Annotated in this window: 19 protein-coding genes and 1 pseudogene; 11 read left to right on the forward strand and 9 right to left on the reverse strand. The window is 69.8% G+C overall.

The genetic code is table 11. The features are described from left to right. The first annotated feature begins 301 nt into the window (after positions 1-301). From ABMQ42_RS16290 to ABMQ42_RS16315, 6 genes are all read left to right on the forward strand, one after another. On the forward strand, positions 302-1,567 hold the full coding sequence (locus ABMQ42_RS16290; RefSeq protein WP_349724054.1) for a heme-binding protein: 1,266 nt from the start codon (positions 302-304) through the stop codon (positions 1,565-1,567). Positions 1,568-2,045: 478 nt separating this feature from the next. Beyond that, a complete protein-coding gene (locus ABMQ42_RS16295; protein ID WP_349724055.1) occupies positions 2,046-2,786 on the forward strand; it encodes a winged helix-turn-helix domain-containing protein in 741 nt (246 codons plus the stop codon). Positions 2,787-2,836: 50 nt separating this feature from the next. Next, positions 2,837-3,799 (forward strand): DNA-3-methyladenine glycosylase family protein, encoded by a 963-nt coding sequence (locus ABMQ42_RS16300; RefSeq protein WP_349724056.1) that lies wholly within the window; start codon positions 2,837-2,839, stop codon positions 3,797-3,799. Positions 3,800-3,839: 40 nt separating this feature from the next. After that, positions 3,840-4,262 (forward strand): VOC family protein, encoded by a 423-nt coding sequence (locus ABMQ42_RS16305; RefSeq protein ID WP_349724057.1) that lies wholly within the window; start codon positions 3,840-3,842, stop codon positions 4,260-4,262. Further along, a complete protein-coding gene (locus tag ABMQ42_RS16310; RefSeq protein WP_502884747.1) occupies positions 4,229-4,843 on the forward strand; it encodes a YdeI/OmpD-associated family protein in 615 nt (204 codons plus the stop codon). Before ABMQ42_RS16305 ends, ABMQ42_RS16310 begins: the two co-directional genes overlap by 34 nt. A 49-nt stretch (positions 4,844-4,892) precedes the next feature. Further along, positions 4,893-5,111, forward strand: a complete 219-nt coding sequence (locus tag ABMQ42_RS16315) for a hypothetical protein (protein ID WP_349724058.1) — start codon at positions 4,893-4,895, stop codon at positions 5,109-5,111. A gap of 112 nt (positions 5,112-5,223) precedes the next feature. On the opposite strand, the gene ABMQ42_RS16320 is transcribed toward ABMQ42_RS16315, so the two are convergent. From ABMQ42_RS16320 to ABMQ42_RS16330, 3 genes and pseudogenes are all read right to left on the reverse strand, one after another. Then, positions 5,224-7,299 (reverse strand): S9 family peptidase, encoded by a 2,076-nt coding sequence (locus tag ABMQ42_RS16320; RefSeq protein ID WP_349724059.1) that lies wholly within the window; start codon positions 7,297-7,299, stop codon positions 5,224-5,226. A 227-nt stretch (positions 7,300-7,526) separates the two neighbouring features. Continuing rightward, positions 7,527-7,709, reverse strand: a pseudogene (locus ABMQ42_RS16325) (GNAT family N-acetyltransferase); the annotation flags it as partial. A 67-nt stretch (positions 7,710-7,776) separates the two neighbouring features. Beyond that, positions 7,777-8,610, reverse strand: coding sequence for an aldo/keto reductase (locus ABMQ42_RS16330; protein WP_349724060.1), 834 nt, complete (start codon positions 8,608-8,610; stop codon positions 7,777-7,779). A gap of 71 nt (positions 8,611-8,681) precedes the next feature. On the opposite strand from ABMQ42_RS16330, the gene ABMQ42_RS16335 reads away from it, so the two are divergent. Both ABMQ42_RS16335 and ABMQ42_RS16340 read left to right on the forward strand, forming a co-directional pair. Next, positions 8,682-9,158, forward strand: coding sequence for a MarR family winged helix-turn-helix transcriptional regulator (locus ABMQ42_RS16335; protein ID WP_349724061.1), 477 nt, complete (start codon positions 8,682-8,684; stop codon positions 9,156-9,158). Between the two features lie 56 nt (positions 9,159-9,214). Then, positions 9,215-10,657 (forward strand): MATE family efflux transporter, encoded by a 1,443-nt coding sequence (locus tag ABMQ42_RS16340; RefSeq protein ID WP_349724062.1) that lies wholly within the window; start codon positions 9,215-9,217, stop codon positions 10,655-10,657. 21 nt (positions 10,658-10,678) lie between these two features. On the opposite strand, the gene ABMQ42_RS16345 is transcribed toward ABMQ42_RS16340, so the two are convergent. Continuing rightward, on the reverse strand, positions 10,679-11,062 hold the full coding sequence (locus tag ABMQ42_RS16345; RefSeq protein WP_349724063.1) for a DUF5655 domain-containing protein: 384 nt from the start codon (positions 11,060-11,062) through the stop codon (positions 10,679-10,681). A gap of 55 nt (positions 11,063-11,117) precedes the next feature. Between ABMQ42_RS16345 and ABMQ42_RS16350 the strand changes: the two genes are divergently transcribed. Beyond that, positions 11,118-11,801, forward strand: a complete 684-nt coding sequence (locus ABMQ42_RS16350) for an NADPH-dependent F420 reductase (protein ID WP_349724230.1) — start codon at positions 11,118-11,120, stop codon at positions 11,799-11,801. A gap of 58 nt (positions 11,802-11,859) precedes the next feature. Here the strand turns inward: ABMQ42_RS16350 and ABMQ42_RS16355 are convergent, their stop codons facing one another. The 3 genes from ABMQ42_RS16355 to ABMQ42_RS16365 form a co-directional block, all read right to left on the reverse strand. Continuing rightward, positions 11,860-13,716: a hypothetical protein gene (locus ABMQ42_RS16355; protein WP_349724064.1), complete on the reverse strand. Its 1,857-nt coding sequence runs from the start codon at positions 13,714-13,716 to the stop codon at positions 11,860-11,862. A 103-nt stretch (positions 13,717-13,819) separates the two neighbouring features. Beyond that, positions 13,820-14,620 (reverse strand): universal stress protein, encoded by an 801-nt coding sequence (locus tag ABMQ42_RS16360; RefSeq protein WP_349724065.1) that lies wholly within the window; start codon positions 14,618-14,620, stop codon positions 13,820-13,822. A 193-nt stretch (positions 14,621-14,813) separates the two neighbouring features. Continuing rightward, on the reverse strand, positions 14,814-15,965 hold the full coding sequence (locus tag ABMQ42_RS16365; protein ID WP_349724066.1) for a ScyD/ScyE family protein: 1,152 nt from the start codon (positions 15,963-15,965) through the stop codon (positions 14,814-14,816). 271 nt (positions 15,966-16,236) lie between these two features. On the opposite strand from ABMQ42_RS16365, the gene pgi reads away from it, so the two are divergent. Beyond that, entirely contained in the window at positions 16,237-17,913 is a 1,677-nt protein-coding gene (gene pgi, locus ABMQ42_RS16370; RefSeq protein ID WP_349724067.1) for a glucose-6-phosphate isomerase, read from the forward strand. Positions 17,914-18,056: 143 nt separating this feature from the next. On the opposite strand, the gene ABMQ42_RS16375 is transcribed toward pgi, so the two are convergent. Further along, the gene (locus ABMQ42_RS16375; RefSeq protein ID WP_349724068.1) at positions 18,057-18,752 is read right to left on the reverse strand and encodes a DUF899 family protein; all 696 of its coding nucleotides are present in this window, start codon (positions 18,750-18,752) and stop codon (positions 18,057-18,059) included. An 81-nt stretch (positions 18,753-18,833) separates the two neighbouring features. On the opposite strand from ABMQ42_RS16375, the gene ABMQ42_RS16380 reads away from it, so the two are divergent. Next, positions 18,834-19,457, forward strand: coding sequence for a TetR/AcrR family transcriptional regulator (locus tag ABMQ42_RS16380; RefSeq protein ID WP_349724069.1), 624 nt, complete (start codon positions 18,834-18,836; stop codon positions 19,455-19,457). 113 nt (positions 19,458-19,570) lie between these two features. Here ABMQ42_RS16380 and ABMQ42_RS16385 read toward each other — a convergent pair whose 3' ends face one another. After that, positions 19,571-19,939 carry a cupin domain-containing protein gene (locus ABMQ42_RS16385; protein ID WP_349724070.1) on the reverse strand — a complete coding sequence of 123 codons (369 nt, stop codon included), beginning with the start codon at positions 19,937-19,939 and terminating at the stop codon, positions 19,571-19,573. Between the last annotated feature and the right edge of the window lie 16 nt (positions 19,940-19,955).

A 19,955-nucleotide genomic window follows, 5' to 3' on the forward strand; every position in this document is an offset into this window, starting at 1 on the left:
GCGGTGTCGCGACATCCTGATACATCACCATCGTGGCCATTTTTGAGGCAGGTCACACCGGAAAAAATACGTCTTGCACATGACGCGATCCGGTGGTACCACAGTGTCGTTATCGCTGATGCGGGCCGAGCGCCCGCCGCTACGGCACCGAACTGGCCGTGTCGTCCACGGCATCGTGCCGCCGGAGTCCCCTGGGGAGGGACGTCACCTCGGGGCTCACTCGAACGCGCCCGCTCGCGGGCGTGCTTCCGCTGCTGTCACGCTCGAGCGGTGCTCGAGCCGCTCAGAAGGGGCACCCCTCATGCCTATTTCCACCGATGTGGTCTTCCAGCCGCTGCCGCTGGGCAAGATCATCGACTTTCCGTTTCCCACCATCCGAAATCCGCTCGGGCCGCTCGCGCTGCTGCCGGGCACCTGGACCGGCACCGGGTTCAACACCATCTGGCGGCCGAACCACACGCCCGGGCAGGACCGCTTCCTCGAGCTGAACCTCACCGACGAGACCCTGGAGTTCACCGAGATCAGCGGTGCGATCCCCAACCGGGGGCTGCTGCAGGTCGACATCAACATGTTCGGCATCACCTACATGCAGCAGATCTCGGACCACAACCTGGCGGCCGGTCTGCACGTGGAGCCGGGCATCTGGGCGGTCGTGCCGGCGACGAGCGACCCGGATGTCGGGCCGACCGTCGTGCGCATGGCATCGATCCCGCATGGCACGACGATCCTCGCGCAGGGCACCTCGCGGCACTTCAACGGGCCGCCCACGATCCCGCCGACGAACATCACGCCGACGATCGGCGGAAGTCCGATCCCCTTCCCCGAGTCGAATCTCGCCGTGCCGACGGCGTTCCGGTCGCCGGCGCCGCAGCTGGTCGGGATCACCCAGGCGATGGTCGACGACCCGAACTCGGTGCTGCGCGATGCGATCGCCGGGCAGACGATCCTGTCGACGACCGAGATCACGATCTCGACCAAGCCGGTGCCGGTCGTCGGCGGAGGGACGGCCAACACCGCGTTCCTCGTCGGGACGGCCAACGGACCCAACGCCGATTCGACCGCCGTGACCGCGACGTTCTGGATCGAGAAGGTCAAGGGGTTCAAGGGACACCCTGACTTCTGGCAGCTGCAGTACACCCAGCAGGTCGACCTGCAGTTCGCGCCGCCCAGCTGGCCGCACATCACGGTGGCCACCCTGCGCAAGAAGTACGATCGCCGGCTGCCGATCTGGCGGGTCAACCCGTTCGAGCACGTGCACCTTCCGCACACCCCTGCGGGCCCGGTGCAGCGACACCCCGGTCCCGGGCCGGTGGAGCACCGCGTCCCCGGGCCGGTGGAGCACCTCAGCATCCCGCACATCGAAGGACCTCACCTGAGGGCCGCCGCCGTGCGTGGTCTCGCCGCGGAGCAGAAGCCCGACGAGCACGTGCTCGCGCCGGAAGGCGTCAGTGCCCAGGCGCCGCGCGGTGCCGATGCCGCGGCGGCGCCCGGGGCTCTCGACGAGAAGGACCTCGTGGCACGGGCGACCGAGATCGCGCAGCTGTCGGAGGTGGAGGAGAGCGAGTAGTCACGCGATCTGAGGCGCGGTCCCGCCGGGCGGAATGCTGCGGGACCGCGTCTCACGCTGTCTGGAATCCGGTCGCGGAGCGTCGGATTGAGCAATCTGTCACATTCCGTCATGGTTCTGCGACGGCATCCGTGCGATTTGACGCATGGGGAAGCAATCAGTCATAATCGGGCACATGACAAGCAACGTGCGATCTCTGTCCGCCTGGGAGGCGAACGGGACCAACGGCATGATGATGCCGTGCCACGCTGCCATGTGTTGTCGAATGTGCCGCTGAGTCGGTGACCCCCGCCGGGCTCGCGCACGCTGCCTTCTCCACCTCGAAGGTCGTCGCGCTGTAAGCCCCCGAGCACCTCGTCGCACACCGCGCAAGGATGCCTCGCACCCGGCCCGCTCTCGGGCCGCGATCGCAACACACCCGTACCCGGTTCCGGTCGATTCGCCGACCACCGGGTCCTCGCAGTCAAGGACTCATCCCATGTCGAACACCGCCCTTCTCGACCGTCCCACCACCTCCACCAGCACCACCGCCCGTCCGACGCTGCGGCTGGTCACCGACCGCCCCGTCGAGGCACCGGCCGTTCCCGCTGCGCCGCAGCGCAACGTGCCCGCCGGCACCACGCCGCGCGGCTTCGCCCTCTACGTCGGCTTCGACGAGGCCAAGGCCGCTGCGTCCGGCGTGTCGCTCGGCGCGATCGTCGACGCGCTGCGTCGCACGCTCGCCGATGTGGCGCCCGGCGCCGAGACCTACGCGACGGTCGCCCTCGCTCCGCTGGGGGCCGGCGGTCGCGACGTCGACGTCGTGCGTCGTGCGCTGCAGGAGCCGAGCGCCGTCGCCCGCACCAAGAGCGAGCCCGACCCCGAAGAGACCGTGAACGCGGGTCGCGTGACGGTCGACATCTCGCGCAAGCGCGTCGTGATCGACGGCGAGTCGGCCGCGCTCACCTTCAAGGAGTTCGAGCTGCTGCAGTACCTCGTGCTGCGCGAGGGCCGCACCATCGAGCGCGGCGAGCTCGTGTCGTCGCTGTGGCAGGGTTCGTCCGACAAGGACGCCCCGGGCGAGCGCACGATCGATGTGCACGTGCGTCGTCTGCGTTCCAAGCTCGGTCGCTACGAAGACATCGTGCGCACCGTGCGTGGTGTCGGCTACCGGTTCGATCGGCACGCCGACGTCGTGATCCGCTACGGTCACGGCACGCCCTCGCCCGACCGCTTCTGAGCAGCGGCGCGGGAGCGCGGATGTCGGTGGTCACCGCTTAGGGTGGTGGCATGCTTTCCGGGGTCACGACGCGTCGCGATCCTCGGCCCGCGCCGGGTCGGCCTCTCGAGACGGAGTATCGGCCGCGGCATCCCCTCGACCTGCTGCGCACCGTCGGCATCCAGCAGCGCGGCGCGCACGATCCGTCGTTGGCGGTCGTCTCGGGTGTGATCTGGCGTGCGAGCCGCACGCCCGACGGCGTCGCGACGCTCGCGTTGCGCGAGGTGTCGCCCGGCGTGATCCGTGCCGGGGCCTGGGGCGCGGGGCGCGAGTGGGCGCTCGCGCAGGTTCCGGCGCTGTGCGGGGCGGATGATGCGCTCGAGGGGTTCGATGCCTCGAAGCACCCGCTCGTGGCGGAGGCGCATCGGCGCCATCCCGGTCTGCGGCTGAGTCGCACCGATCGCGTGTTCGATGCGCTGGCCGGCGCGATCCTCGAGCAGAAGGTGACGGGCCTGCAGGCGTTCGGTGCGTGGCGGCGGTTGCTGACCTGGTGCGGCGAGCGTGCGCCGGGTCCCACGCCGGTGCCGATGTTCGCTCCGCCGACGGTCGACGGGTGGCGCGGCATCCCGTCGTGGGCGTGGCATCGCGCGGGTGTCGAGCCGCCGCAGTCGCGTGCGGTCGTGGAGGCGGCGCGACGCGGTTCGTCTCTGGTGAAGGCGGTGGCCGCGGCGACGGATGGACCGGGTCGGGATGCCGCGCTGACGAGCATTCGCGGGATCGGTGCGTGGACGGCGGCCGAGACACGGGCGCGTGCGCTGGGCGATGCCGATGCCGTGAGCGTGGGCGATTACCATCTCGCGCACGAGGTGGGTTTCGCGCTGACGGGTGCGCGGACGGACGATGGCGGGATGCTGCGGCTGCTGGAGCCGTGGGCCGGGCATCGTCAGCGCGTGATTCGGCTGATCCGCATGAGCGGTGCGCACGAGCCGCGGCGTGGCCCGCGGTTGCATCCGGAGGATCATCGCGGGCGGTGAGGCTCTTGCCGATGTCGGAGGGGCGCGCGAGACTCGCGGGATGAGATCACTCAACGCATACATCTCGTTCCGGGGCAACGCGCGTGAGGCGATGAACTTCTACCGCGATGTGCTCGGCGGCACTCTCGATGTGCTGACATTCGGTGACTTCCCCCAGATGCCCCACGACCCGGCCGACGACGGTCTGATCATGCATTCGTATCTGCGCACGGACGATGGACTCGTGCTGATGGCTTCCGACACTCCGTCGTCGATGGACTACGCGGCGCCCGCGGGCGTCTCGCTCGCCCTGAACGGTGCCGCTGAAGACGATGCCGCTCTGCGTCGCTGTTGGGATGCGCTCGCCGATGGAGGCACCGTCACGATGCCTCTGGATGCGGCGATGTGGGGCGGGACGTTCGGCATGCTGACCGATCGATTCGGGATCGCGTGGCTGTTCTCGATCGATGCGGCCGGCGAGTGACGGAGGCCGAGTCGGCGGCACGCGCCGAGGCGATCTTCGAGGATGCCGCGGCCTGGCGGCGGTGGCTCGATGAGCATGAGACCGAGGATGAGGGCGTCTGGTTGGTGCTGGCGAAGAAGGGGACGACGTCGCCGACGACGTTGAGCTACGATCAGGCGCTCGACGAGGCGTTGTGCAGCGGCTGGATCGATGGGCCGAAGCGCGGTCGGGATGAGCGCACGTTTCTGCAGCGGTTCACGCCGCGGCGGGCGCGGTCGATGTGGTCGGCGCGCAATGTCGGGCATATCGCGCGGCTGGAGGACGAGGGGCGCATGCGTGCGCGTGGCCGGGCGGAGGTCGAGCGGGCGCAGGCGGATGGGCGGTGGGATCGTGCGTATGCGGGTTCTGCGTCGGCGGAGCCGCCCGCGGCGCTGGTGCGTGCGCTGGAGGCCGATCCCGCATTGCGTGCTGCGTTCGACGGGTTGTCGCGGGCGGAGCGGTATTCGATCCTGCATCCGCTGATGACTGCGGCGTCGGAGAAGACTCTTGCGTCGCGGTTGGAACGGTCGCTGGAACGTCTGCGTGCTGCAGCGTCGGCGTGAGCGTCGCTCGCTGAGCCGCCTGCCCGCAGGGGGACTCTAGCCTGGAGTCATGTCGAGTTCGGGATGGCCGCGTGGTCGCATCGCTTGGTTGCTGGGAACGGCACTGCTGCTTGTCGTCGGGGCGATCGTCGGTCTCGTGCTGAGCAACGTGTGGCTGGGACTGCTGCTGGCGGTGCTCGTGTCGATCGGCTGGCTGATCGCATACGAGTCGCAGCGTGGACACACTCCGGGTCTGCACGATGATGACGATGACGGGGCTCGCCTGTAGCGGGCCCGGCGATGTACAGATGAACCTTGTTCAGGTCCTTGAGCGAGGCGCTGACGGAAGCACGGGGCTGCAGCACATCGCGTATACGTATTGAGAGAGTCGAGGCGCGAACTCACCCGATCCGGCCGGGACGCGCCCACTCCTGGCCGAGCACGTGCTGAGCGAGGAAGGCGAAGACCGTCTCGTACCAGACGACGGCGTGCTGCGGCTTCAGAACCCAGTGGTTCTCGTCGGGGAAGTACAAGAACTTGTGCGGCGACGTGCCGTCCGCCGCGGCGAAGTGCTCGTTGAGCTCGCTCCACAGCCGCAGCCCCTCCCCGATCGGCACACGGTAGTCGCGGTCGCCGTGCACCACGAGCATCGGGGTGCGGATGTCGCGCACGAACCGGTGCGGAGAGTTCTCGACCATCGCGTCGGGCGTGAAGATGCTCTGCCAGTATCCGGAGTGGTCGGTCGTGCCGGCGAACTGATCGAGCGCCCACAGGCTCGCGTGCGTCACGATCGCCCGGAACCGGTCGGTGTGCCCCGCGACCCAGTTGGCCATGTAGCCGCCGAACGATCCGCCCATCGCGGCCGTGCGCGTCTCGTCGATGTCGGCGCGCGCGACGACCTCGTCGGTGATCGCCATGAGGTCGGTGAAGGGCTTCGCGCCCCAGCTGTTCCATCCGCGCGCGATGAAGTCGAGCCCGTAGCCGGTCGACAGCGCCGGGTCGGGCAGCAGCACGGCGAAGCCGCGCGCCACCAGCAGCTGCGGATTCCAGCGCCAGCTCCACGCGTTCCAGCTGTTCAGCGGCCCACCGTGGATCCACAGCAGCAGCGGTGCGGGCGCCTCCCCCGATGCCCCCTCGGGCAGCAGCAGCCAGCCGCGCACGCGGGCGCCGTCGTCCGCCGCCGTCGACACCTCGACCATCGTCGCCGGCACCTCCGGCAGCGGTACCGGTGACGGAAGCACCGTGACGCCGTCGCCCGATATGCGCACGGGGTGCGGCGGCAGCATCCAATTCGTCCGCAGCGCCACCACGTCGCCGCTCGAGCGGTCAACGTCGATGCCCAGATACGTGAAGTCGTCGTCGGTCAGCTGCTGCACGGCACCGTCGTCGAGCGGCACCCGGAACACCGGCCCGCGCCCGTCCTGATCGGCGGTCACCAGCAGCGAGGCGTCATCGAGGGCGAACGCGATCCCGGTCGGCCAGCGGTCCCAGTCGGCGGCGATCCGCCGCGCGTGGGTGCCGTCGAGCGCCGACACCCACAGCTCCTGGTCGGCGGGCCCCGCCGGCGTGCTCTTGACGGCGCGCACCCACGCCATGAGCGACGAGCCGTGCCCGACCACGGGCACCTCGTTGTCGACGCCGGGCTCGTCGCGCACGATCGTGTGCGCACCGGTCGCGACGTCGATCGACACGAGCCGCGCGCGCTCGTCGCGCCCCTCACGCGCAGACAGCGCCGCGATCACCGTGGCACCGTCCGGCGTGATCGCGACGCCCGCAGAGCCGGCCGCGTGACCCGGGTGCGGCGTCAGGTCGAACGGACGGGGAAGGGATGCCGGGTACGGCGCCGGCGCGTCGTCCGCGGCATCCTCATCCGGACGTTCGACGCCCACCTGTTCCGCGAGCTCGCTCAGGCGCAGCGCGAACAGGTGCGGCTCGTCGGGGCCGAGGTCGTGGTCCCAGAACCGCACCGGATAGCTCTCGTGCAGGATCGCCGCGACCTTGTGCTTCTTGCGCTCGGCGCGCAGTCGCGCGTCGTCTTCGATGGTGTCGGCCGAAGGCAGCAGCGGCGCCGAGATGACGACGACGTCGGATGCCTCGGCCACCGCCTCGATCGCCGACACACCGCCGGCGAGCCGGGTCAGGGGGCGCGCCTCTCCCCCGGCGCCGGGCAGCAGCCAGAGCTGCGCAGGATCGTCGTCGGCCGCATCGCCGTCAGGCCGCGCAGACAGGAACAGCAGGTCGCCGTCCGCCGTGTAGACCGCCGACGACTCGCCCTTCACCGACCGGGTGAGGCGCCGCGCCGGGGTATCCCGTCCGTCGGCCGCCGCCTCCCACAGCGTCCGGTCGTAACCGGTGCCGTCCTTCTTCAGCGTCGCCACGCCGAGCACGACGCGGCTGCCGTCGGGCGAGAGGGCGATCGATTCGGTGCGGGGCAGGGCGATGTAGTCGTCAAGGGAGTCGAACGGCGTTGTGCGCATGAGCCCACGCTACGCCGCGGGGTGTCTCGTTCCCCGTATCGAGGGTGGGGTGGATGCTGCGCAGGGCACTCCTGGGGATAAGGACGTGTCCGCACGTGTTCGGCGGCCACCGGGACATCAGATGGCGGCACTCCTGGGGAGAAGGACGCTTCCGTGTGTGTCCTTATCCCCAGGAGTGCTGCAGAACACCGCGCGAGATCGGCGAGCGGCGTCGGCCCAAGGTGGCGCTATGGCAAGAGCTGAACGAACGCCCGGAGGCCGGGTTCGTAATCGTGGGTCTCCGTGAAGCCGAGTGACACGTAGAACGCGTGCTGCGCTTCGTCGGTGTCCGTGAGGAGCACGCGCTGGCGCACGTCAGGGTCGGCATCCAGCACCTCTGCGACGAGACGCCGGCCGAGTCCTTGGCGCTGCCGATCGGGTCGGCGAGTGTTTCATCGAGCGCATCGACCGCGACGAGTTCAACGGTCAGCACGGCCCCTACATCTCCTCGTGCGTGTCGGGGTCGCCGTCCCACAGGCGTCCGCGCTCGAGGTCCGACAGGGCGGTGACCTCGTCATCGCGCAGCGTGAACCCGAACACATCGGCGTTCTCGCGCTGGCGCCCGGCGTGCGCTGACTTCGGGATCGGGGTCGACCCCAGCTGCACATGCCAGCGCAGCACGGCCTGGGTGGGCGTCACGCCGTGCGCGGCGGCGATGTCGCCGACGACCTTCTCCGCGAGCAGCTCGCTGCGGCGCGCCAGCGGGCTCCAGCTCTCGGTGCGGATGCCGCGCTCGGCGTGGTACGCGCGCAGTGCCGCCTGCGGGAAGTATGGGTGCATCTCGACCTGATTGACGGCCGGGGTCACACCGGTCTCATCGATCAGCCGGGTGAGCATCGCCTCGGTGAAGTTCGAGACGCCGATCGAGCGCACGAGCCCCTCGTCGCGCAGCCGGATCATCGCCCGCCACGAGTCGAGATACTTGTCGACGCTCGGGTTCGGCCAGTGGATCAGATAGAGGTCGATGCGGTCCAGTCCGAGGCGCTCGAGCGATCCGTGCGCGCTCGCGATGGTCTCGTCGTAGCCGTGATCGCGCCCGGGCAGCTTCGTGGTGACGAGCAGCGCGTCGCGGTCCACGCCGCTGCGGCGCACGGCCTCGCCGACCTCGGCCTCGTTCCCGTAGTTCACCGCCGTGTCGAGCAGGCGGTAGCCCGCCGCGATCGCGCCGGCCACGGCATCCACCCCCTCGTCACCGGTGAGGTTGTAGGTGCCGAATCCCAGCTCGGGGAACCAGGCGCCATCGTTCAGAGTCACAGTCGGAAGGGAAGTCATCACCCCATCTTGCACACGATCCGCGGAAACGACGCTTGACAGTTAGGAACTTAACTATTAACTTCTTAACTATGACACGCCGTGCTGAGAGACTCATGGTCGCGATCCGCACGCTGGGCTTCGCTCAGCGGGCGATGGCCGACGCGTGGGTGCGCGACAGCGGACTCACACGGCAACAGGGTTTCACGCTCGGATACATCGAAGAGCACCAGGACCGCGGAGTGATCGCCCGCGAGCTCTCCGAGGTGTCGGGCACGACGCCGGCCGCCGTCGCGGGCCTCCTGCAGGGGCTCGAAGACCGCGGCTACATCACGCGGACGCCGTCACCCGACGACTCGCGCGTCAAGTTGATCACCATCACCCCCGAGGGCTCGCGCCTCATCGAGGGGTTCGACGACGAGATGCGCTCCGGACAGGAGCGCCTCTTCGCATCGCTGAGCCCCGACGAGCAGGACACCCTGCTCGACCTTCTCGATCGGGTCATCCGCGAGTCCGGCGTGCCGGACTCTCCGCCGCCGCCCGAGCGCCGCGACCGACGTCGCCGCTGAGCCGCCCCTCCCCTCTCCTTCTTCAGAAAGCCGTCCCGTGTGACGGAGGTATCGTCATGTCTTCGAACAACCGTTTCCAACTCGCATCCGCGCCGATCTGGCGCGCACTCATCCATCTCTGCATCCCGATGATCGCCGGCATGTCCGTCGGCGCCGTCTACAACATCATCAACTCGGGCTTCATCGGTTCGCTGCACTCGACGCCGCTCCTGGCCGCCCTCACCTTCTCGCTCCCCGTCTTCGCGCTCATCATGGCCGTCGGCGGTGTCTTCGGGGTCGGCGGCGGCACGTACATCTCCCGTCTGCTCGGATCGCAGGATCAGGAGGGGGTGGATGCTGCGTCTCACCCGCTCTCGCCCGGCACAGGTGCCGCAGCCGCGGCATCCCGCATCAAGAACGTCTCGTCGTTCACGCTGTGGGGCTCGCTCGCGGTCGGTGTCGTGATCGGCATCGCAGGTCTCGTCTTCGCGACGCCCATCGCCGCGGCGGTGGGTGCATCGGGCGCCTCGCTCGCGCCCACGGCGCTGTACATCGGCGCGATGTTCGCGTTCGCCCCGATCTACGTGGCGTGCTTCTCCCTTGAGCAGATCGTGCGCGCCGAGGGCGCCGCGGTCGCCTCGATGACCGGGCTCATCGCCTCGACCGTCGCGAACCTCGTGTTCGACGTGCTGTTCATCCTCGTGCTGGGGTGGGGCATCCTCGGTGCGGGCATCGCGCTGGGCCTGTCGAACATCGTCATGGTCGGCTATTACGTCTGGTGGCTCATCCGCCGCAGCGAGATCGCCGCGCTCGGGCTGCGCTGGTTCCGCGTCGACCGCGAGATGCTGCGCACCGTCTTCGGCGTGGGCGTCTCCGAGCTGCTGCAGTCGTCGTTCCTGATCGTCACGACCCTCGTCATGAACTGGATCGCGATCGGCTACGGCGCGGCCCTGCTCGCGTCGATGGGCGTGGCGCTGCGCATCTCGCAGCTGCCCGAGATGATGTGCATGGGCGTCTTCATCGGCGTGATCCCGCTGCTCGCGTACGCGTTCGGGGCGCGCAACCATGCACGCCTGCGCCGTGCGATCACGGGCGCGGCCCTGGCGATCCTGGGCATCACCGTCGTGTTCTCGACGCTCGTGTTCGTGTTCCGCGACCAGGTGTTCGCGCTGTTCAGCGCCGATCCGGCCGTGCTGAACGACGGGACGATGGTGCTGACGGCGATGCTCGTCTCGACGATCTTCAACGGCATCACGGGACTGGTGATCGCCGTCTTCCAGGCGACCGAGCAGATGCGCAACGCGACGATCATGTCGATCGCGCAGGGCGTGCTGTTCATTCCGGTCGTGCTCATCGGCAACGCGGTGTTCGGCATCACCGGCGTCATCTGGGCGATGACGGTCACCGAGCTGCTCACCTTCGCGCTCGGTATGCTGCTGTTCTTCACGTCGCGTCGGGCGCTGGACGCCGAGCCGTCCGAGCAGGCGATCGCCGCCGCCGAGGAGGCGGTCGCGGCCTGAGCGGCGAACGCTGCGGCGCGCTCACGTCCCCACGTGCGCGCCGCAGCCGACCGCATAGGCGTCGCGGAGCCAGCCGACGAACGTGTCGTCGAGCTGCTCTTCGCGCTCGATGCGCCAGTTGTGCACGAAGAGCTTGCTGCTGAAGGCCGCCGCCGACCGGATGCGCTCCTCGGTCGGCAGCGGCTCCATCAGGTCGAGATAGCCGACGAGCACGTCGCCACGCGGTTTGGCCCCCGCGAACCCGCGCCGGCTGCCCTTGAAGGTGATCATCGACTTCGACACCGCGATGCGGATCGGACCGAAGCCGTGCACGATGTCGCTGAACCGCTCGTAGAGCGCGATCGACGCGGGCGTGCCGGCGCGCAGGTGTCTCTCGATCGTCCACTCGTCATCGAGTGCCGTCATGGTGTCATTCCTTCCGCAGAGGTCCGGCGAGCGTACCGCGGCCCACCGACACCGGATTCCATCGCGCGGGAACACAGCGCGGCATCCCGCGTTGTCCTCTCGTATGACGACAGTGGGAATCATCGGAGCAGGACACATCGGCAGCACCCTGGCAGAGGGCCTCATCGCCCGCGGCCACGACGTGGTCATCGCGAACTCGCGCGGACCCGAGACGCTCGCGGATCTCGTCGAGAAGCTGGGCGACAGAGCCCGTGCGGCGACGGCCGCCGAGGCGGCGGATGCCGCGGACTGGGCGATCGTCACGGTGCCGTTGAAGGGGCTCGACACGGTGCCGGTGGAAGGGCTCGCCGGCAAGATCGTGCTCGACACGTGCAACTACTACTGGGAGCGCGACGGTCGGATCGCCGCGCTCGACGAGAAGCGGACGACGACCTCGCAGATGGTGCAGGAGCACCTGCCGGCCTCCCGCGTGGTGAAGGCGTTCAACCACATCATGTCGACCGACATCCTGGTCGACGGGACGCCGGCCGGCACCGAAGACCGGCGCGCGCTCGCCACGGCGGGGGACGACGAGGAAGCCGTGCGCTTCGTCACCGCGCTGTATGACGAGTTCGGCTACGACACGGTCAGCGCCGGCCCGCTGGCGGAGAGCTGGCGCGTCGAGCGGGACCAGCCCGCGTACGTCGTGCGGCAGAATGCCGACGAGCTGCGCGCGAACCTCGCCGCCGCCGTCCGCTGAGGGCACCTCTTCGGCTCGCCGGCCGGAGCGCGGCGAGCCGAAGGGCGCCGGCGCGGCGTCAGCCGAGCCGCGAGGGCGTGTACGGCGTCATCACGAAGTCGATCCCGCGGACGACGCCCTCACCGGACGGATCGTCGCGCTTGACCAGCCGGACGACGTCGTCGCGCACACCGCCGACGCGCTCGGAGACGACCGGCGGCACGTCGAGCTTCGCGGCCGCGCCGATGTCGACGGTGAGCCCACCGTGCGCCTTCTTCTTCCCGAGCCGCGGCACGAACGGTGAGGCCTTCGGCGGCAGCGGCTGCGGGTTCAATGCCTTCGGCGGCAACGGTTGCGGGTTCAATGCACTCTCCTGCCCGTCCACCGCGCCGATCGCGACCCCGATGCCCACCGGAGCGCTCAGCGCACCGTGCGTGCGCAGATCCGACAGGTCGCCGAGCACACGGTGGGCGTTCTTCTCCTGCATCCGGTGCACGGTGACCTCGCCGTCCCAGCCGTCCTTCGCGGGCGAGACATACTCTGTCGGACCGTGCCACGAGTAGCCCTTCGCCACCCGCACGGTGACGGTCAGCGGTACGTCCGTGGCGACGTCCACGAGGCGGAACCGACGCCGCATGGTCTTCTCGTCGTCGGCGGCCCAGAGCCCTGACATCCGTCCGACCACGCGCGTCTCGCCGAACAGAACCCGCTCCTCGGGGCTGTCGGCCTTCTCCCGAAGCTCGGTCGTGACCTCGATGACGAAGTCGGACCTCCCCCGCGCGATCTGATCGATCTGCGCGGCGGCGAGGCTCGTTCCCAGGACGGCGAAGAATCGGGATGCCGATCCCCGGCGCAGCTCCGCAGCAGCGGTGATCCGGTCCTGTGCATCGAGGCCCAGCAGCCCCTTCTGGATCGGGTCGGCCGGCACCGGCGCCTGCACCGCAGACGTCAGCCGCGGCACCGCGGCCTGCTCGGCCGGAGAGAGGCCCTCCGGAGTGACGTGCGTCGCCGGGCCCGTCGCAGCCGGTGCCGGCGCCACCTGCCCGAGCGCTCCGCTCAGTGCCGCGCTCGTGAGCTGCGAGAGGTCTCCCAGCCGCTGCGCCAGCGGCAGCGCGGGCGCGCCGATCTCAGCAGGCCAGTGCACCTCTCCCTCGATGACCCCGGAACGGTCGAGCGCGCGCACCGTGAGCACGACGCCGAGCTGATCGGCCGGTGCCCCCGAGAACCCGGGGAACGACTGCGCATGCAGCGTCCCGCTGGTTCCGTCCAGCGCGTCGACGAGCACATCCATGAACCAGTACCCCTCGTCGGCGAGCCGCCCCAGCTCCGTGTTCAACGGCACCAGCGCCCTGTTCGCGACACCGGCGAAGTCGAAGCCGGCGACCGTCCTCTCCGCGACGGCGATCAGGTCCACTCCGCTCATGAACCTGAGCACGTCGTTGAGCAGGAACGCGAAGTCGGCGATGACGTTCTCCGGCTTCACGACCGGGGCGAGCACCCGCACGTGCGAGAACCGGGAGGCCGAGAGCGGGCCGGTGATCGAGGGGATGTCGAGGACGTAGGTGAAAGACAGCCCGAACGTCACCGATATCGCTGGATCCGCCCACTTCCCCAGCACCGTCGGCTGTGTCGTGTGCGTCTCGATCCGGTTCTGTCCGGTCGTCACGGTGATGACGACGTCATCGGTGTCATCGCGGTCGATGGCGTACGAGAGATCCTTCGCGATGGACACCCGCGTGTCGTACAGCGTGAAGCCGGACGCGATGAGATCGGGCGTGGTGAGCAGCTGTCGCAGCTGCTCCTCCAGTTCGGGATGGAAATGATTCCAGGCCTCTTCGAGTCCCGCCTGCAGCGCGTCGCCGAAGTAGTCGACGGGGGTCATCCGGCCGCCGTCCGTCGTCGCGATGCCGACGCCGCCGCCTATGGGCACGGTCATGTCACACCTGCTCTGAATCCAGCGGACGACCCGGCGCCGTCCTCCTTCTACGAAGAGGCTGGTGAGAAGAGGAAAAATACGTCCGATTCCGACGTCGACGCGGTCACGACCGCACGGCGCGCACCACGACCGGCACGCTCGCGCCGTGCATGAGCTCGGAGGTGACGCTGCCGAGCACGGCCGCGCGCAGGGCCGGCTGCGTGCGGGTCGCCATGACGATGAGTACGTCGCGGCGGCCGCGCACGTAGGCGGCCAGCGCCTGTGCCGGGTCGCCGTGCAGCACCTCCCACGCGACGGGGATGCCGACGCGCTCGGCGATCACGTCCGCACGGGAGTGGACGTAGGCGTCCTCGGTCGTGTCGATGCCCGACAGGTCGACTCCGCGCGCGTCGATGGCCTGCACGATCACGAGGTTCGCGTGCAGCGCCTGGGCCCAGTCGGCGGCCTCACTGGCCATCGACTCCGAGCGCTCCGTGCCGTCCAGCGGCAGCAGCACCGTCGTGACGGGGGCGACGTCGTGCTCGTCGACGCCGGTCGGCCGGTACACGAGCACCGGGTCATGGCTGGATTGCACATACTCACGCGCGGTGCTGCCGAGCACGGCGGTGCCCAGACCGCTGCGGCCGCGCGCCGAGATCGCGACGAGACTGTCGGGCACGCGGTCGACTTCGCCCATGATGCTCTCGCTGACCGATCCGGACGCGACGACGGCACGACCGTCGACGCCGTGGCGGCGGGCGAGCGTGCGCACGTACTCGTCGGCGACGAGCATGTCGCCGGGGCGCTCGGCGACCCGCACGAACGACAGGGTCGCGCCGATCTGCTCGGCGATCCTCGCGGCGCGCGGAATGACCTCCTCGGCGAACGACGATCCGTCGAGCGCGACCACGATCCGTGCGTACATCTGTGCCTCCCAGGCTCGAGCGACGGGTATGCACAGAATCTAGAGCCCGCGCATCCACCCGCGCCAGAGGTGCGGGCGGATGCGGGTGTCGGAAGTGGATGCCGCGGGCCGCGGCATCCACAGATCTGTCGGTGCTGCGCACGCACGCGCTCGTCGCCGTGCGACGACGACAGATCTGCGGCAGGCCCGATCCTCAGCGTCGCAGCGTGACCTCCAGCACCTCACCGGCGCCCGGCGAGCTGCTGTTCACGGTGACATAGGCGTACCGGCCCTGCAGCGCGACGCCGTACGGTGCCGGCAGACCGCCCGCGACGACGGTGGCGGTGCCGCCGTGCCGCGGCACCCGCACGAGCGCGCCGGTCATGTCGCCGCTGAGCAGGCCCGCGGTCGAGATCTCGACGGCGTACAAGCTGCCGTCCGATCCGAACGCGAGGTCGGTGACGTTGGTGAGCCCGGTGGCGTAGGCGGTCGGGGCGTGCCCGGCGCGGATGCGCCAGATCGTCGACCCGCCCTGCGGGAACGGGAAGCCGGTCAGCTGGCTGACGTACAGGGCGCCGTCGGGTCCGCGCACCGCGGATGTCGGCACGAACTGCATGGGCGTCATGACACCCGCGGGTGCGAACGGGTTCTGCACCGGCACGTCGGCGAACGCCGCCAGTGCCTGGATGTGCCGACCGCGCACCTGCACGACCGTGTTGGCCCCGGCATCCGCCACCAGATACCCCCCGCGCTCGCGCACGATCGAGACGGGATTGCTGTCGGGGGTGTCGATCGGGTTCGTCCGGTACTCGTACGACGCGAGGTCGGCGACCGCGCGCGGGCTGCGGTGGCTGTACAGGCTTCCGGTCGCGATCGTGCCGAACAGCGACGACAGACCGTATTCATCCCGCGGGTCGCACGAGGGGTCGGGACCGGAGGCGACGTCTTCGCAGCCGGCGCCGAAGCCGAACAGCGCGGTGTAGTGCGAGCCGCTCACGAGCACCTCGCTGAGGCCGATGGCCTCGGTGCCGGCGCCATCGGTGCCGGCCGGAGCCGCGAGCGACGGGAGCCCGGTCACCACGCGCTGCTGGTGCCAGCCGCGCCGCGACATGGTGAGGCGGGTGACCGACGAGGTGTCGCCGGGACAGACGTTCGACCCGGCGGATGCCACGAAGCACGAGTCCGATGCGGGACCTCCCGTGCCCGCTTCGGCGATGTAGAGGGCGCCATGGTCACCGACCGTGATGCCCCGTGGATTGTTCAGTCCTTCCGCGATCACGCGGGAGGCGCCCTCAGAGGGGGACTTCATGTGTGCGGATGCCGGCGCGGCGGCGAGTCCCAGCATGAGGAGACTCGCAGAACCCACGGCGGCCAGCACACGAACGCGATGCGTGCGCATCAGCACGGCCTTTCTCTCCGACGGCTGCGTCGGCCCCCAGTGAACCGGCGTCGCGTCCGTCACTGCGCCCTATGATCCTCCTGTGCGGGTCCTGTGTCGAGGGGTGCATGTCGGGAGAGCGGATCTGTCGCCGCTGCGCGCCCACGCGGCCATCGCCGCGCAACAGCGACGGATCCGCGAAGTGAGACGGCCGCAACACGCTGACACGGCGCGGCCCGGGCGCACTACCGTGGGGAGCATGAGCGCTCCGATCGATGCCACCGAGACCTCTGCCTGGGCCGAGCTGCAGCAGCACAAGGCAGACCTCACCCCCGACCTGCGCGGCTGGTTCGCCGCCGACCCCGACCGTGCCGCCCGGCTGAGCTTCGACGCCGCCGATCTGCGCGTCGACCTGTCGAAGAACCTCGTGACCGACGAGGTGCTGGCCTCGCTCGCGCGCCTGGCCGAGCAGACCGGGGTCGCCGAGCGGTTCGCGCAGATGCTCGAGGGCGTGCACCTGAACACGACCGAAGACCGCGCCGTGCTGCACACCGCCCTGCGCCGCCCTGCGGGCGAGAAGCCGGCGCTCGTCGTCGACGGGCAGGACATCGACCACGACGTGCACGAGGTACTCGGCCGCATGCGCGCGTTCGCCGAGCGCGTGCGCAGCGGCGAGTGGCAGGGCGTGACCGGCAAGAAGGTCACGCACGTCGTCAACATCGGCATCGGCGGTTCCGACCTCGGCCCGGTCATGGTCTACGAGGCGTTGAAGCCGCTCGTCACCGACATCGAGGCACGGTTCATCTCGAACATCGACCCCACCGACCTCGCCCAGACCACTGCCGACCTCGACCCCGAGACGACGCTGTTCATCGTGGCGTCCAAGACGTTCACGACCCTCGAGACCCTGACCAACGCGCGCCTCGCGCGCGACTGGCTGTGGGCGGGGCTGCACGAAGCCGGCGCGATCGACGGCAGCGACGCGGCGAAGACCGACGCCGTCGCGCACCACTTCGTCGCCGTCTCCACCGCGCTCGACAAGGTCGCGGCCTTCGGCATCGACACCGACAACGCGTTCGGCTTCTGGGACTGGGTCGGCGGTCGCTACTCCGTCGACTCGGCCATCGGGCTGTCGCTCGAGCTGGCCCTGGGCCCCGACGCGTTCGAGGAGCTGCTGGCCGGGTTCCACGCGATCGATGTGCACACGGCATCCACCCCGCTCGAGAAGAACGTCCCGGTGCTGATGGGTCTTCTCAACGTCTGGTACAACAACCTGCTCGGCGCCCAGTCGCACGCCGTGCTGCCGTACGCGCAGCTGCTGCACCGCTTTCCCGCGTACCTGCAGCAGCTGACCATGGAGTCGAACGGCAAGTCGGTGCGCTGGGACGGGTCGCCGGTCACCACCGACACCGGCGAGGTGTTCTGGGGCGAGCCCGGCACGAACGGGCAGCACGCGTTCTACCAGCTCATCCACCAGGGCACCCGGCTCATCCCGGCGGACTTCATCGCGTTCGTGAACCCCGCCTACCCGCTGCGCGACGGTGACCGCGACGTGCACGGGCTGTTCCTGGCGAACTTCCTCGCGCAGACCAAGGCGCTCGCGTTCGGCAAGACCGCCGAAGAGGTCGAGGCCGAGGGCACCACCGGCGCACTGGTGGCCGCGCGCACGTTCAGCGGCAACCGGCCGACGACGTCGATCTTCGCGCCGGCGCTGACCCCACGCGTGCTCGGCGAGCTGATCGCGCTGTACGAGCACATCACGTTCACGCAGGGCACGATCTGGGGCATCAACTCGTTCGACCAGTGGGGCGTCGAGCTCGGCAAGCAGCTCGCGCTGCAGATCGCCCCGGCGATCGAGGGCGACGCCGAGGCTGTTGAGGCGCAGGACGCCTCGACCCGCGCCCTGCTCGACTACTACCGCGCGCACCGCGCGTAGCGGCATCCCGCGCCACCGCCGCTGCCCCCTTACGCTGAGAGTGCAGCTGGTGGACGAGGAAGCGGGTACTTCCCTATCCCTCGTCCACCAGCTGCACTCTCACGGTGTCGGGAGGGGTGGATGCCGCGGCCGCCCGCGCCGCGTCAGTCGCGGTGACCCGAGCCGGGGCCGTAGAGCCGGGCGATGTCCTGTGCGGGGCCCCAGCTGTTGTTGGTGGGTGCCTGCGGCCAGCCCTCGGGGACGTCCTGCCACTCCTCCTGCCGACCGTACGGGAGGATGTCCACGAGCGGGAATGTGTGGGTGAGCACCTCGGTCCCGCGCGCGGTCGTGTGCCAGGTGCGGTAGACGTCGTCGCCGTCGCGGAGGAACACGTTGACGGCGACGCCCCCGCCCACGGGCGCGTCCATGTCCGCGCCGAAGGGGCTGTCGTAGGTCGAATACCAGTCCATGCGGTTGCCGGTCTTGTCGCGGTATGCGAGCGCTTCGCCGATCTCACCCTGTGAGACGACGACGAAGCGCGCGTCGTTCTTGCCGAGGAAATCAAGCCGCGTGTACTGCGCGGTGAAGCCGGTGCAGCCGCCGCACTGCCACTCGGCTCCGCGATTCCACATGTGGTGGTAGGTGATCAGCTGCGACCGCCCCTGGAAGACGTCGGCGAGGCGGACCGGCCCCTCCTCGCCGACGAGCGTGTACTCGGGCAGCTTCACCATGGGCAGGCGGCGACGCTGTGCCGCGATCGCGTCGAGCTCGTGCGTGGCGGCCTTCTCGCGCACTCGCAGCGCAGCAAGCTCGGTGCGCCAGGTGTCGGCGTCGACGACAGGGGGCAGTGCAGTGGCCATGAGATCCTCCTTCGGATGTAAACATTGTTCACATGGTATGTTGACAGCGTACACATCATGGGCGGCACGTCAAGGGGAAAGATGCCGACACCGACACGCGAGCACTACCACCACGGCAATCTGCGCGAGGCGCTGGTCGAGGCCGGCCTCGCCTTGGCGCGCTCCGGCGGCCCGTCCGCACTGACCCTGCGCACCGCTACCCGCGACGTCGGCGTCTCGGCGAGCGCCGCCTACCGCCACTTCGCGGACCGCGATGCGCTGGTGGATGCCGTCGCCGCCCGCATCCGCGACGCGATGGCCGCCCGCATGCAGTCCTTCGAACCGGATGCCGCAACCGGGCGCGAACGGCGCGGGCGCGACAGACTGAGGGCCGTCGGGCTCGGCTACATCGCCTTCGCCCGCGAAGAGCCGGGCTGGTTCGAAACCGCGTTCGGCACGATCAGCGCGACGCCCGGGGCGGCAAGTTCCCCCGCTCCCCTGCTCGCACTCAGCGCCGCGCTGGATGCCCTGGTGCACGACGGCGACCTCAGTCCCGAACAGCGGCCCGGCGCCGAGTGGCCGTGCTGGTCGGCCGTGCACGGGTTCGCACGGCTCTGGCTGCGCGGGCCGCTGCGGCACCTGCCCGACGACGCCGCACAGGCGGCCGCCGAGCGCACGGTCGACACCGTGATCGCGGGGCTGCTGGCGCCGGCTCCCTCACGCTGAGAGTGCAACTGGTGGACGAGGGATAGGGAAGCACCCGCTTCCTCGTCCATCAGCTGCACCCTCACCGTTCGGGCGGGGTGCGCGCGGGCGGGGACGGGGTACCGCAGCGACAGCTACCCCTGGACCGAGATGCCCTCCGGCAGCGAGATCTCGGGCGCTTTCTCGGGCGCCTTGCGCAGCAGGAGGAGCATCATCTTCGAGGGCTCGAGCGCGCGCACCGAGTGCGGGATGCGGGCGTCGAGGTGCAGGACGCCGCCGGGGCGCAGGTGCTTCGTCACGCCCTCCGCTGTGAAGGTCAGGTGCCCCTCCAGCGCTTGGACGACGATCGGCCCGGGCGCCGTGTGCTCGGTGAGCTCGGCGTCGGTGTCGAAGGCGAAGATGACGGCTCGCACGCCGTCGGCCGACAGCGCCACCTGAGAGGTGCGCCTGCCCGGCTCGACGACCACGAGCGCGTCGATGTTCTCGACGGCGGTGATTCCCATGCCTCTCATCCTGCCG

This window comes from Microbacterium sp. KR10-403, assembly GCF_040196215.1.
Classification (GTDB): domain Bacteria; phylum Actinomycetota; class Actinomycetes; order Actinomycetales; family Microbacteriaceae; genus Microbacterium.